Genomic DNA, 13,135 nt, shown 5'->3' with positions numbered 1-13,135 from the left:
GAGAACGCGATGGCCGGATTTATTCCGGCCATCCGCGCCTCATTCGTTTCCAACCGGACAAATGACAATGCCCGTGTCGCAAACGCGGACATGACGAGGTGATTTTCGAACAATGCCCCGCCACCATCAGAAGAGAAGTTCCGCGCCAGGCGGAGGCTCGCAGCGTCAGTTGCGCGTCGGCGAGCAGGTTCGCCACGCGATAGCCGATATTCTGGCGCAAGGCAGCGTGCATGATGCGGACCTCGAAGGCCACATCATCACCGTGCCGGAGGTGCGGATGTCGCCCGACCTGAAGCTCGCCACGGTCTACGTGATGCCGCTCGGTGGCCGCGACACCGGGATCGTCATCGCAGCGCTCGAACGCAACAAGAAATTCCTGCGCGGCGAGGTTGCGCGGCGCGTTAACCTGAAATTTGCACCTGACCTTCGCTTCCGCGTCGACGAACGATTCGACGAAGCGGAACGGATCGAGAAGCTTTTGCGAACGCCTGCGGTGCAGAAGGACCTGGAACAGGATCCGGACTCGGATCGGGAAGAAGAACGATGATGATGGACCCGGCTCACGGCACGATCGGCGGCGAAGAGCCCGATACGCGCGACGTGCAGAAAAATAATTTCGCGGACGTGGGCGGCGATACCCAGCCGCATCAGGAGCCGCGCCGCGTCAACAACGATCCTCGCGCGGGCAAGCAGAAGGGCAATCAACCGCGCCGCGACCGGCGCGATGTCCACGGCTGGGTCGTGCTGGACAAGCCGATCGGCATGACCTCGACGCAGGCCGTTGCCGTGCTCAAGCGCCTGTTCCAGGCCAAGCGCGCCGGCCATGCCGGCACCCTCGATCCGCTGGCCTCCGGCGGCCTGCCGATTGCGCTTGGGGAAGCCACCAAGACGGTCCCCTTCGTGATGGACGGCCGCAAGCGCTATCGCTTCACCGTATGCTGGGGCGAGGAGCGCGACACCGACGACATCGAGGGCCGGGTCACCCACACCTCCGACCAGCGCCCGACCCGGGAGGCCATCGAGGCCCTGCTGCCCCGCTTCACCGGGGTGATCGAGCAGGTCCCGCCGCGCTATTCCGCGATCAAGGTCCAGGGCGAGCGCGCCTATGACCTCGCCCGCGACGGCGAGATCGTCGAGCTGGCCCCCCGCCCGGTCGAGATTCACCATTTATCCCTTGTGGATCAACCAGATATCGGCAGGTCCACGTTCGAGGCCGAGTGCGGCAAAGGCACCTATGTCCGCGCGCTGGCCCGCGATATGGGCCGGATTCTCGGCACTTATGGCCATATCTGCGCGCTGCGGCGGACCCTGGTCGGCCCATTCGGCGAGAACGACATGATTCCGCTGGATCAGTTGGAGGCTTTGTGCGATAGAGCCGCGTCCGGCGAGGGTAGCCTCGCCGACGCGCTTATGCCCGTTGAGACCGCGCTGGACGACATCCCGGCACTGGCCGTCACTCGGGCTGATGCGGCAAGGCTCCACCGGGGCCAAGCCGTTTTGTTGCGCGGACGGGATGCGCCCAATTGTAGCGGCACAGTCTATGTCACGGTGGCAGGCCGGCTTCTCGCGCTTGCTGAAGTTGGCAATGGCGAAATCATCCCCAAGCGTGTGTTCAACCTGACCGGCCTGACTGCCAGCTCCGGTCGCAACGAGAGAAATTGACGATGTCGATTGCCGCAGAACGCAAAGCGGAAGTCATCAAGACGAATGCCACCAAGGCCGGCGACACCGGCTCGCCCGAGGTTCAGGTCGCGATCCTTTCGGAACGCATCAACAACCTCACGAGCCATTTCAAGACCCACGTGAAGGACAACCATTCGCGTCGCGGCCTCTTGAAGCTGGTCTCGACGCGCCGCTCGCTCCTCGACTATGTGAAGAAGCGGGACGAGGCGCGCTACAAGGCGCTGCTCGAGAAGCACAACATTCGTCGTTAAGTGTTCCTGCGCGCGCCAAACGGCGCGCGTTTTCACGCGTGGTTTCGAACGAAAGCGCTTGTTTAAAGGTTTTTGATCGAGGCTGCGTGCGCGTCGGGTGCGAGCCAATGATGATTCGCATCCGGGGTATGACCGGCGAAGACCGCGGTTTGGTATTCGCGTTCGTGCCGACTGACAGTCCAGCAGCAATCCGGCGGCTGGGCACAACGGGCAAGGCGCCCGTATGACCCGAAGGGATGGACGCCATCCGAATTCCAAAAACCATGGCAGGATCGCAGGACGCTGATCGCCCGCTCCGATCAGCGTCCCGCAATCTTGCGCATGGTTTTTGTTTTTCGGGGCCGTCCCTTCTTTCGAGAACCCATGAAAGAAGACCTCTATGTTCAATAAGCATTCAGTCGAGATCGACTGGGGCGGACGCCCTCTCAAGCTCGAAACCGGCAAGATCGCACGCCAGGCCGACGGCGCCGTCGTCGCCACCTATGGCGAGACCGTGGTGCTCGCCACCGTCGTCGCGGCGAAATCGCCGCGCGAAGGCGTCGACTTCCTGCCGCTGACCGTCGACTACCAGGAAAAGACCTACGCTGCGGGCCGCATTCCCGGCGGCTATTTCAAGCGCGAGGGCCGTCCGACCGAGAAGGAGACGCTGGTCTCCCGTCTGATCGACCGTCCGATCCGCCCGCTGTTCGTCGACGGCTGGCGCAACGAGACCCAGGTGATCGTCACCGTGCTGTCGCACGACATGGAAAACGATCCCGATATCGTGGCGCTGGTGGCCTCGTCGGCGGCGCTGACCCTGTCGGGCGCCCCCTTCAAGGGTCCTATCGGCGCAGCGCGCGTCGGCTTCGTCAATGACGAATACGTGCTCAACCCGACCCTCGACGAGATGGTCGACACCCAGCTCGACCTGGTCGTCGCCGGCACCGCCGACGCGGTGCTGATGGTGGAATCGGAAGCCAAGGAGCTGAACGAAGACATCATGCTCGGCGCGGTGATGTTCGGTCACCGTCACTTCCAGCCGGTGATCAACGCGATCATCGAGCTCGCCGAGAAGGCCGCGAAGGAGCCGCGCGAGGTCACCACGATCGACAATTCGGCGCTCGAAAAGGAAATGCTCGGCCTCGTCGAGCAGGAACTGCGCGCCGCCTACGCCATTCCGGTCAAGCAGGATCGCTACGCTGCGGTCGGCAAGGTCAAGGAAAAGGTGATCGCCCATTATTTCCCTGAAGGGCAGGAGCCGAAATACGACAAGCTGCGCATCGGCGGCGTGTTCAAGGAGCTCGAAGCCAAGATCGTTCGCTGGAACATCCTCGACACCGGCAAGCGCATCGACGGCCGCGACTCCAAGACGGTGCGCAACATCGTCGCCGAAGTCGGCGTGCTGCCCCGCGCCCACGGCTCGGCGCTGTTCACCCGCGGCGAGACCCAGGCGATGGTCGTGACCACGCTGGGCACCGGCGAGGACGAGCAGTACATCGACGCGCTGTCGGGAACGTACAAAGAGACGTTCCTGCTGCACTACAACTTCCCTCCCTACTCGGTCGGCGAGACCGGTCGCCTCGGCGGCACCAAGCGCCGCGAGATCGGCCATGGCAAGCTCGCCTGGCGCGCGATCCACCCGGTGCTGCCGCCGCATCACGAGTTCCCCTACACGATCCGCGTGGTCTCCGAGATCACCGAATCCAACGGCTCCTCGTCGATGGCTTCGGTCTGCGGCGCCTCGCTCGCGTTGATGGACGCCGGCGTGCCGTTGAAGCGTCCGACGGCGGGCATCGCGATGGGCCTGATCCTCGAAGACAAGCGCTTCGCGGTTCTCTCGGACATCCTCGGTGACGAGGACCATCTCGGCGACATGGACTTCAAGGTGGCCGGCACCGAGCAGGGCATCACCTCGCTCCAGATGGACATCAAGATCGAGGGCATCACCGAGGAGATCATGAAGGTCGCGCTCGGCCAGGCCAAGGATGGGCGTATCCACATCCTCGGCGAAATGTCGAAGGCGCTCACCAACGCGCGCGCCGAGCTCGGCGAATATGCGCCGCGCATCGAGACCTTCAAGATTCCGACCGACAAGATCCGCGAAGTGATCGGCACCGGCGGCAAGGTGATCCGCGAGATCGTCGAGAAGACCGGCGCCAAGGTCAACATCGAGGACGATGGCACCGTGAAGGTCGCCTCCAGCGACGGCGAGGCGATGAAGGCCGCGATCAAGTGGATCAAGTCGATCGCGTCCGAGCCGGAAGTCGGCCAGATCTACGAAGGCACCGTCGTCAAGGTGATGGAGTTCGGCGCCTTCGTGAACTTCTTCGGCTCCAAGGACGGCCTCGTTCACATCAGCCAGCTCGCTTCGGCGCGCGTGCAGAAGACCTCCGACGTCGTCAAGGAAGGCGACAAGGTCAAGGTCAAGCTGCTCGGCTTTGACGACCGCGGCAAGACCCGGCTGTCGATGAAGGTGGTCGACCAGACCACCGGCGAAGACCTCGAGGCCAAGGAAAAGGCCGCCGAAGGTCAGCAGGCTCCGCGCGAAGCGGCGGGCGAGTAAATCGCTCCACTCCATCAGAAACACGAAGGGCGGCCGAAAGGCCGCCCTTTTTGTTTGTGTTCGCTCCGGGAGTGCTTCGCTCCCTCTCCCGCTTGCGGGAGAGGGCTGGGGTAAGGGTGTTTCCGCAGAGAGACTCCCAACGAGGAGAGAGCCCTCACCCGGCGCGTGCGGGACGATGCTTCGCATCGCCCAGAGCGCGTCGACCTCTCCCGCAAGCGGGAGAGGTGAAGCAAGGCCGTTAAGCTCAGGCGGCGAGGTCGAACCGGTCGAGGTTCATCACCTTGGTCCAGGCCCTGGCGAAGTCCTTCACGAACTGCTCCTTGGAGTCGGACGTGGCATAGACCTCGGCATAGGCACGAAGCTGCGAGTGCGAGCCGAAGATCAGGTCGACGCGCGTGCCGGTCCACTTGACCGCGTTGGTCTTGCGGTCGCGTGCCTCGTAGGTGCCGTCAGTGCCGGCCGGCATCCATTGCGTGCTCATGCCGAGCAGGTTGACGAAGAAGTCGTTGCTCAGCGTTCCCACCTTCGAGGTGAACACGCCATGCTTCGAACCGTCCGTATTGGCACCGAGCACGCGCAGGCCGCCGACGAGCACGGTCAGCTCAGGCCCGGTGAGCCTCAGGAGTTGCGCGCGATCGATCAGGGCCTCTTCGGGCATCATGAACTGCTGCCGCTTGCCGATGTAGTTGCGGAAACCATCGGCCCGCGGCTCCAGCGGCGCAAAGGAAGCTGCGTCAGTCTGCTCCTGCGAGGCATCCATGCGGCCCGGCGTGAACGCGACCTTCACCTCGACGCCGGCGTCCTTCGCGGCCTTCTCGACCGCGGCGGTGCCGCCGAGGACGATCAGGTCGGCAAGCGAGATCTTCTTCGCGCCGGCCGAAGCGTTAAACTCCTTCTGGATCGCTTCGAGCTTGCCCAAAACCTTCGAGAGCTGAGCCGGCTGGTTGACCTCCCAGTCCTTCTGCGGTGCAAGCCGGATACGCGCGCCGTTGGCGCCGCCGCGCTTGTCGGAGCCGCGGAACGTCGAGGCCGATGCCCAGGCCGTCGACACCAGCTCCGGCACCGAGAGGCCCGAGGCCAGGATCTTCGTCTTCAGCGCGGCGATGTCCTGATCGCTGGCCAATTCGTGATTCACGGCCGGGATCGGATCCTGCCAGATCAGCGTCTCCTTCGGCACCAGCGGGCCGAGATAGCGTGCGATCGGTCCCATGTCGCGATGGGTGAGCTTGAACCAGGCGCGGGCGAAAGCGTCCGCAAGCTGATCGGGATGCTCCAGGAAGCGCCGCGAGATCTTCTCATAGATCGGATCGAAGCGCAGCGAGAGATCGGTGGTCAGCATTGTCGGCCGATGCTTCTTGGACTTGTCGAAGGCATCCGGAATGATTGCCTCCGCGCCCTTGGCCGTCCACTGGTGCGCGCCCCCCGGGCTCTTGGTCAGCTCCCATTCGTACTTGAACAGGTTCTCGAGGAAGTTGTTGCTCCACTTCGTCGGCGTCGTCGTCCACGTCACTTCGAGGCCACTGGTGATGGCGTCACCCGCCAGGCCCGAAGCGTGCTTGCTCTTCCAGCCGAGGCCCTGATCCTCGAGCGCCCCCGCTTCCGGCTCCGGTCCGACCAGCGACGGATCGCCCGCGCCATGGGTCTTGCCGAAGCTGTGGCCGCCGGCGATCAGCGCGACGGTTTCCTCGTCGTTCATTGCCATGCGGAAGAAGGTCTCGCGGATGTCCTTTGCCGCCGCGATCGGATCCGGCTTGCCGTTCGGGCCTTCCGGATTGACGTAGATCAGGCCCATCTGCACGGCGCCCAGCGGCTCTGCGAGCTGGCGTTCGCCGCTGTAGCGCTCATCGCCGAGCCACGTGCCTTCCGGACCCCAATAAAGCTCTTCCGGCTCCCACACATCGGCGCGGCCGCCGGCGAAACCGAAGGTCTTGAAGCCCATCGACTCCAGCGCGACGTTGCCGGCGAGGACCATCAGATCGGCCCAGGAGAGCTTGCGGCCATATTTCTGCTTGATCGGCCACAGCAGCCGGCGCGCCTTGTCCAGGTTAGCGTTGTCGGGCCAGCTGTTGAGCGGCGCGAAGCGCTGCTGACCCGCACCGGCGCCACCGCGGCCGTCGGTGATGCGGTAGGTGCCGGCGCTGTGCCAGGCCATGCGGATCATCAGACCGCCGTAATGGCCAAAATCGGCCGGCCACCACTCCTGCGACTCCGTCATCAGAGCGGTCAGGTCCTTGATGACCGCGTTCAGGTCGAGCGTCTTGAATTCCTTGGCATAGTCGAATTCCTTGCCCATCGGATCGGACAGGCCAGAATTCCTATGCAGCATGTCGATGCTGAGCTGGGTCGGCCACCAGTCGCGGTTCGTCGGCGCGGGTTTTCCGCCCGTAAACGGGCATTTTGAAGTGTCGTCCATGAATACCTCCTCTGGGGCGTCGAACTCGCGCCTTTGACCAGATGGAAACACTCTAAGCTCCACATTCCATCAGGGGAAGTTGACTTTAATGATCGCTGCGATAGGATTTTCTGATGGTCGTCAACGTAACGATGCGCCAGCTCCGGTATTTCGATGCGCTGGCGCGCCACAACCATTTCGGCCGCGCGGCGGAGGCCTGCTCCATCTCGCAGCCGGCCCTGTCGATGCAGATCAAGGAGCTCGAGGAGGCGCTCGGCGGCCTGCTGCTGGAGCGCAGTGCCCGGCAGGTCGCGCTGACCCGGTTCGGCGAAGAGCTCGCGCCGCGCGTCCGCGACATCCTGCGCTCGGTCGATGAACTCGGCGATTTCGCGCGCGCCTCGCAGGACCGGTTCGCAGGGCGCCTGCGCATCGGCATGATCCCGACGATCGCGCCCTATCTCCTGCCCAAGATCACCAAGAATCTGACGCGGATGCATCCCGAACTCGACATCCGCGTGCGCGAGACAATGACGCCGCGGCTGATCCAGGAACTGGTGGAAGGCCGGCTCGACACCGCCATCGTCGCGCTGCCGGTGTCCGAGCCCTCTCTCACCGAGGTCGCACTGTTTGATGAGAAGTTCCTGCTGGTCCGGCCGGGCGCGGACGAGGGAACGCCGGTGCCGTCGCGCGAGATGATGCGCGAGATGCGGCTGTTGCTGCTCGAGGAAGGGCACTGCTTCCGCGATCAGGCGCTCTCGTTCTGCAATATGCAATCGGCGCCGCCACGGGAGATGCTAGATGCGAATTCACTGTCGACGCTGGTGCAGATGGTCAGCGCCGGCATCGGCGTTACGCTGATTCCGGAGATGGCCGTGCCGGTGGAGACGCGATCGGCCTCGGTCTCGCTCGCGCGCTTCCGCGACCCGCAGCCCTCGCGCACCATCGGCATGGTGTGGCGCAAGACCAGCCCGTTGGCGCGACAGCTCCTGCAAATCTCCGAGGTGGTGTGCCTCTCGGCCGGCAAGGAGCGCCTACCGCAATCCCTGCGTAGCCAGAGGGCTTGAGCTCGCGATGTCACATCCCGTTATCCGCCTCGCCCGCGCGGACGAATATGATGAGATCGCCCGCGTCTGGATGGAGAGCTGGGTCTCGACCGGGCTCGCTGAAGCGAGCGACTTCCTGCTCGCGAACCTGCGCGCGCGCATCCGTCGCGAGATCGAGGACGGCTGGAGCCTGTTCGTCGCCGACGACGCCGGCACGATTGCCGCCATGCTGGCGCTGCATCTACCAAAGCTCTATCTCGACATGCTTTTCGTCGCGCCCGCCTATCAGGGTCAATCGCTCGGCCGCCAATTGCTCGCCTTCACGCGCGCGCAAATGCCGGATGAAATTTATCTGCGCTGCGTGCGCGAAAACGAAAAAGCCTGGCGCTGGTACGAGCGCGAGGGCTTTGTGTTCGTGAAGGAAGAGGTCGAACCCTCGAACGGGTTTGTGATGAAATATTATCGGTGGAAGCGGCAGCGGCCAACCGGATAGACAGCGATTTTCCGACTGCAGCTTGCGGTTGTCACGATCCCAACCTAGTGTGGTGTGTCCGATGACCTCTTGCCTCTGATCCCTGGAATCCATGATTCGATCTGCTGCCTCGGTGCTCGTCCTGCTGTCCTTTCTCACTCCGGCAGCCGCGCAAACCCCTTCCTCGACCGCCCCGCCATCCGCTCAAGCTGCACCGGCGAAACCGGTTGCCAAGAAGTCGGCGCCGAGGCCAAACCGGTTGCGAAGCAACCGATCGCGGTGGAGAGCGGCCCTTGCCGGCTTGGCGTGATCCCGGTGATCGGAGACCATTACTCCGTACAGAAATTTGGTCTTACGATCTTCGAGAATGAGGCAAGCGAGGTTGCAGTCGACTGGAGCCTCGATGACCTTGTCTTTGCGCGGGTGCGCGCGGCAACGAACAACGATCCCGCAGTGCGCAGGATCGCCTATCCCAAGGGCATTTCGAGCCCTTCTATAATCCGAAAACGATCCTCATCCGAGATCCCGGAGAGCGTCTGCCGGTGATCGTGCGCAGCTTCACCGCGAATGCGAATTGCGATCGCTATCTTGTTGCAACCACGTTCAAGGCGGAGTTGCCGAACACGCATATGACGCTGAATGGCATCGGCACCTACAATCAGGGGCTCGGCGGCCTGCTCCGGCACTCCCACCTTTTCGCCAATGTTGCGATCACGCTGATTGACGGCCGGAGCTACGAGGAGATCAAGCGCCCCTTTGTGAATTTCGGCGCGAACTTCGCCGCAAGCATGCGACTGTCCGAAGACCCGCTGACCAAGCTCGACAACTCTCTATTCCCTGACCGGCCCGCGGCGGCTTCGGCCAACGCGGCGCTCCGCGAGAGGACGCGAGCACTCGTCGCAGACAGGCTCGACCGGGGCCTGCCGGGCTATCTCAAAGGAAGACTGAGCTGGAGCATCGATTCCGGACGAGGCCGCCGAAGAAGCTCGGATCATCTGGACCTAGACGTATTGCGTTGCGGATTCGAAGGAGACGCTCGATGAATGGACCGGTGCCCGCCACCCGCCGAGGAAAGGTCCGCTCGCCATGATCAAGCTTTATTGGTCGCCCCGCTCGCGCTCGTTCACTGCGCTCTGGCTGATGGAAGAAAGCGGCCTGCCCTATGAGCGTGTGCTGACCGACATTTCGACCGGCGCGAAGGCGCCGGATTTCCTCAAGGTCAATCCGATGGGCAAGGTGCCGGCGCTCACCGATGGCGACGCCGCGCTTGGCGAGGGTGCGGCGATCTGCGCCTACATTGCCGACCGCTATCCCGAGACCAGGCTCGCCCCTGCTGTGACCGACCCGCGTCGCGCGCGCTATCTGCAATGGCTGTTCTTCTCATCGGGCTGTATCGAGCCCGCCATCATCCAGATCTTCACCAAGGTCGAAGTGCCGACCTCGACCGCGGCCTGGGGCAGCGCGACGCAGGTCTTCGACGTGCTGGAAGCTGCGCTCGCCAAAGGACCAGGGATTCTCGGCGAGGACTTTTCCGCCGCCGACATCGCGATCGGCTCGGGCCCCAACTTCGCGGTGCGCCTGTTCAAGATGGTGCCGTCGCGCCCAGCCTTCGATGCCTATCTCGCCCGCTGTATGGCGCGGCGGCATTCCAGCGCGCGGAGAAGATCGCGGCGGGCTAGCGCAATTGTCGTAGGATGGGCAAAGCGAAGCGTGCCCACCTACCGTCTCGCCATTGTTGAGAGATGGTGGGCACGTCGCTTGCGCTGCTTTGCCCACCCTACCGACTCTGTCTATTCCGACTTCAGATCCTCCGGTTTCGGCATCAAAACAATGTTGTAGCCGGAATCGACATAGTGGATCTCGCCGGTCACGCCGCCGGAAAGATCCGACAGCAGATACAGCGCCGAGCCGCCGAGCTCGTCGAGCGTAACGCCGCGACGGAGCGGCGAGTGCTTCTGCTGGAACGCGAACATCGCGCGCGCCTCGCCGATGCCGGAGCCGGCGAGCGTGCGGATGGGGCCTGCGGAGATCGCGTTGACGCGGATGCCGCGCGGTCCGAAATCCGCGGCGAGATAGCGCACGGAGGCTTCCAGCGCCGCCTTGGCGACGCCCATCACGTTGTAGTTCGGCATCGCGCGCTGAGAGGCGCCGAAGGTCAAGGTGATCATGCTGCCGCCCTGCGGCATCAGCTCGGCGGCGCGCTTGGCCACTTCCGTGAACGAGAAGCAGGAGATCACCATGGTGCGCGAAAAATTCTCGCGGCTGGTGTCGGCATAGCGGCCCTTCAGCTCGTTCTTGTCGGCGAAGCCGATCGCATGGATGACGAAGTCGAGCTGCCCCCATTTTTCGCGCAACGCAGCGAACATGGCATCGACGCTGGCGATGTCCTCGACGTCGCAAGGCAGCACCAGATCGACGCCGAGCTGCTCCGCCAACGGCTTGACCCGCTTGCCCAGGGCCTCGCCCTGGAAGGTGAAGGCAAGCTCGGCGCCATGGGCATGCAGCGTCTTCGCCATGCCCCAGGCGATCGAATGATCATTGGCGATGCCCATGATCAGACCGCGCTTGCCCTTCATTAATTCCTGCATCTCCTACTATTCTCCGCTTTTCGTCATGCCCGGGCTTGTCCTGGGCATCCACGTTCTTCCGAAGCCTCGGGCTAAGACGTGGATGGCCGGGACAAGCCCGGCCATGACGAACAATCACTGGTCACCGATAAAAACGTCACACGTCGAGCCGGCTGAACACCAGCGTGGCGTTGGTGCCGCCGAAGCCGAAGGAGTTCGACAGCACGGTGCCGATCTTGACGTTGTCGATGCGCTTGCGCACGATCGGCATGTCGGCGAACACGGGATCGAGCTCCTGGATGTGTGCGCTCTCGCAGATGAAGCCGTTGTTCATCATCAGCAGCGAATAGATCGCCTCCTGCACGCCGGTGGCGCCCAGCGAATGGCCGGTCAGCGCCTTGGTCGCCGAGATCGGCGGGCACTTCTCGCCGATGCCGAACACCTTGCGGAGCGCTTCGATCTCTGGCGGATCGCCGGCTGGGGTCGAGGTGGCGTGCGGATTGATGTAGTCGACCTTGGTCTTCACCGTCGACATCGCCATGCGCATGCAGCGCTCGGCGCCTTCGCCGGAGGGCGCGACCATGTCGTAGCCGTCGGACGTCGCGCCGTAGCCGACGATCTCGCCGTAGATGCGGGCGCCGCGCGCCTTGGCATGCTCGAGCTCTTCCAACACCAGCACCCCGGCGCCGCCGGCGATGACGAAGCCGTCGCGGTTGATGTCGTAGGGGCGCGAGGCGGTGGCGGGGGTGTCATTGTATTTCGACGACATCGCGCCCATCGCGTCGAACAGCACCGAGAGCGACCAGTCGAGCTCTTCGCAGCCGCCGGCGAAGATGATGTCCTGCTTGCCGATCTGGATCGTCTCATAGGCGTTGCCGACGCAATGGTTCGACGTCGCGCAAGCCGAGGAGATCGAGTAGTTCACGCCCTTGATCTTGAACCAGGTCGCGAGCGTCGCCGACGCCGTCGACGACATCGCCTTCGGCACCGCAAACGGTCCGACCCGCTTAGGTCCCTTGGTGCGGGTGAGGTCGGCGGCTTCGACGATGGTCCGGGCGGACGGACCACCGGAGCCCATGATGATGCCGGTGCGGACGTTGGAGACTTCGTCGGGTCCGAGACCGGAATCCTGGATCGCCTGCTCCATCGCAATGTGATTCCACGCCGCACCTTGGCCGAGGAAGCGCATCGCGCGCCGGTCGACCACCGTCGAAGGATCGAGCGTCGGCTCGCCCTGGACCTGGGAGCGGAAGCCGAGCTCGGCGTATTTCTCCGCCCGCGAGATGCCTGACTTCGCCTCGTGAAGGCTCGCAAGCACTTCCTGGGTGTTGTTTCCGATGGAAGAGACAATGCCCATCCCGGTGACCACAACCCGCCTCATGACAGCCTCGCCCTAATCGTTGTCTTCTTGGTGATGCGCTCAGCCCAGGCTCGTGCCCTGCTTGAACAAGCCGACTTTCAGATCCTTCGCGCGATAGATAATCTGGTCGTCGACCGAAAGCCATCCGTCGGCGATCCCGAGCACCAGCTTTGAACGCATCACCCGCTTCATATCGACATTGTACACAACCTTGCGGGCCTCGGGCAGCACCTGGCCGCCGAACTTCAGCTCGTTCAGGCCAAGCGCGCGCCCGCGACCTTCGCCGCCAACCCAGCCCAGATAAAAGCCGACCATTTGCCACAGCGCGTCGAGGCCAAGGCAGCCGGGCATCACCGGATCGTTCTTGAAGTGGCAGCCGAAGAACCAGAGATCGGGCTTCACGTCGAGCTCAGCGCGCACCAGCCCCTTGCCGAATTCGCCGCCGGTCTCGTTAATGTCCGTGATGCGGTCGAACATGAGCATCGGCGGCAGCGGCAATTGTGCATTGCCGGGGCCGAACATCTCGCCGCGACCGCATGCCAGCAAGTCTTCATATTCGTAATTGCGCCTGTTCAACATGCGGAAGCCTCTGTGTTCTAACCCGATTGAGCGGCGTTTCTGGCGAAAATGGGCTCCGTCTTGTTCGGAAAGCAACGCCGATTGCCGTCGTCAGGCGCGAATACCGAGGGCCCGGATGGACCTGCGGGCCTCAATGCCTGGCTGCGCCAAAATCGGCTAAGCGGAACCGCGCGCTCTCTAACACAGGCCTTTTCGAGTGGCAAAGCGGTCTCATGAAGGTAAAATAACGAGGGCCGCGCCCGGTTC

General features: G+C 63.6%; 11 protein-coding genes and 1 pseudogene. 8 read left to right on the top strand and 4 right to left on the bottom strand.

Features of this window, described 5'->3' with window-relative positions; genetic code table 11:
* Nucleotides 1-112: 112 nt before the first annotated feature.
* From rbfA to pnp, 4 genes are all read left to right on the top strand, one after another.
* Nucleotides 113-547: a 30S ribosome-binding factor RbfA gene (gene rbfA, locus IVA82_RS45655; protein WP_247384124.1), complete on the top strand. Its 435-nt coding sequence runs from the start codon at nt 113-115 to the stop codon at nt 545-547.
* On the top strand, nt 544-1,662 hold the full coding sequence (truB, locus tag IVA82_RS45650) for a tRNA pseudouridine(55) synthase TruB (RefSeq protein ID WP_247384123.1): 1,119 nt from the start codon (nt 544-546) through the stop codon (nt 1,660-1,662). The genes rbfA and truB overlap by 4 nt, the downstream gene beginning before the upstream one ends.
* Nucleotides 1,663-1,664: 2 nt before the next feature.
* Nucleotides 1,665-1,934 carry a 30S ribosomal protein S15 gene (gene rpsO, locus IVA82_RS45645; RefSeq protein ID WP_148741028.1) on the top strand — a complete coding sequence of 90 codons (270 nt, stop codon included), beginning with the start codon at nt 1,665-1,667 and terminating at the stop codon, nt 1,932-1,934.
* A gap of 379 nt (nt 1,935-2,313) precedes the next feature.
* Nucleotides 2,314-4,476: a polyribonucleotide nucleotidyltransferase gene (gene pnp / locus IVA82_RS45640; protein ID WP_247384121.1), complete on the top strand. Its 2,163-nt coding sequence runs from the start codon at nt 2,314-2,316 to the stop codon at nt 4,474-4,476.
* Nucleotides 4,477-4,720: 244 nt separating this feature from the next.
* Here pnp and katG read toward each other — a convergent pair whose 3' ends face one another.
* The gene (gene katG, locus IVA82_RS45635) at nt 4,721-6,889 is read right to left on the bottom strand and encodes a catalase/peroxidase HPI (protein ID WP_247384120.1); all 2,169 of its coding nucleotides are present in this window, start codon (nt 6,887-6,889) and stop codon (nt 4,721-4,723) included.
* A gap of 113 nt (nt 6,890-7,002) precedes the next feature.
* Here katG and IVA82_RS45630 point away from each other — a divergent pair, with 113 nt between their 5' ends.
* The 4 genes and pseudogenes from IVA82_RS45630 to IVA82_RS45615 all read left to right on the top strand — a co-directional run bounded on the left by IVA82_RS45630 (nt 7,003) and on the right by IVA82_RS45615 (nt 10,062).
* Nucleotides 7,003-7,932, top strand: coding sequence for a hydrogen peroxide-inducible genes activator (locus tag IVA82_RS45630; protein ID WP_247384118.1), 930 nt, complete (start codon nt 7,003-7,005; stop codon nt 7,930-7,932).
* Between the two features lie 7 nt (nt 7,933-7,939).
* Entirely contained in the window at nt 7,940-8,404 is a 465-nt protein-coding gene (locus IVA82_RS45625; RefSeq protein ID WP_247384117.1) for a GNAT family N-acetyltransferase, read from the top strand.
* A gap of 521 nt (nt 8,405-8,925) precedes the next feature.
* On the top strand, nt 8,926-9,426 hold the full coding sequence (locus tag IVA82_RS45620) for a hypothetical protein (RefSeq protein ID WP_247384116.1): 501 nt from the start codon (nt 8,926-8,928) through the stop codon (nt 9,424-9,426).
* Between the two features lie 43 nt (nt 9,427-9,469).
* Nucleotides 9,470-10,062: pseudogene (locus tag IVA82_RS45615) on the top strand (glutathione S-transferase family protein).
* 111 nt (nt 10,063-10,173) lie between these two features.
* Here the strand turns inward: IVA82_RS45615 and fabI are convergent.
* The 3 genes from fabI to fabA all read right to left on the bottom strand — a co-directional run bounded on the left by fabI (nt 10,174) and on the right by fabA (nt 12,889).
* Nucleotides 10,174-10,971, bottom strand: a complete 798-nt coding sequence (gene fabI, locus IVA82_RS45610) for an enoyl-ACP reductase FabI (protein WP_247384115.1) — start codon at nt 10,969-10,971, stop codon at nt 10,174-10,176.
* Nucleotides 10,972-11,107: 136 nt separating this feature from the next.
* Nucleotides 11,108-12,331 (bottom strand): beta-ketoacyl-ACP synthase I, encoded by a 1,224-nt coding sequence (gene fabB / locus IVA82_RS45605; RefSeq protein ID WP_247384114.1) that lies wholly within the window; start codon nt 12,329-12,331, stop codon nt 11,108-11,110.
* 39 nt (nt 12,332-12,370) lie between these two features.
* Nucleotides 12,371-12,889 (bottom strand): bifunctional 3-hydroxydecanoyl-ACP dehydratase/trans-2-decenoyl-ACP isomerase, encoded by a 519-nt coding sequence (gene fabA, locus IVA82_RS45600; RefSeq protein ID WP_247384113.1) that lies wholly within the window; start codon nt 12,887-12,889, stop codon nt 12,371-12,373.
* Between the last annotated feature and the right edge of the window lie 246 nt (nt 12,890-13,135).

Source organism: Bradyrhizobium sp. 142 (assembly GCF_023074015.1).
GTDB lineage: Bacteria > Pseudomonadota > Alphaproteobacteria > Rhizobiales > Xanthobacteraceae > Bradyrhizobium.
This window is presented reverse-complemented; position numbering and strand designations above follow the sequence as displayed.

Excerpts from the sequence above, each read along its gene's own strand:
- IVA82_RS45630 (WP_247384118.1), top strand. The coding sequence starts at position 7,003 with ATGGTCGTCAACGTAACGATGCGCCAGCTCCGGTATTTCGATGCGCTG.
- katG (WP_247384120.1), bottom strand. The coding sequence starts at position 6,889 with ATGGACGACACTTCAAAATGCCCGTTTACGGGCGGAAAACCCGCGCCG.
- fabI (WP_247384115.1), bottom strand. The coding sequence starts at position 10,971 with ATGCAGGAATTAATGAAGGGCAAGCGCGGTCTGATCATGGGCATCGCC.
- pnp (WP_247384121.1), top strand. The coding sequence starts at position 2,314 with ATGTTCAATAAGCATTCAGTCGAGATCGACTGGGGCGGACGCCCTCTC.
- fabB (WP_247384114.1), bottom strand. The coding sequence starts at position 12,331 with ATGAGGCGGGTTGTGGTCACCGGGATGGGCATTGTCTCTTCCATCGGA.
- IVA82_RS45625 (WP_247384117.1), top strand. The coding sequence starts at position 7,940 with ATGTCACATCCCGTTATCCGCCTCGCCCGCGCGGACGAATATGATGAG.
- fabA (WP_247384113.1), bottom strand. The coding sequence starts at position 12,889 with ATGTTGAACAGGCGCAATTACGAATATGAAGACTTGCTGGCATGCGGT.
- rbfA (WP_247384124.1), top strand. The coding sequence starts at position 113 with ATGCCCCGCCACCATCAGAAGAGAAGTTCCGCGCCAGGCGGAGGCTCG.
- truB (WP_247384123.1), top strand. The coding sequence starts at position 544 with ATGATGATGGACCCGGCTCACGGCACGATCGGCGGCGAAGAGCCCGAT.
- rpsO (WP_148741028.1), top strand. The coding sequence starts at position 1,665 with ATGTCGATTGCCGCAGAACGCAAAGCGGAAGTCATCAAGACGAATGCC.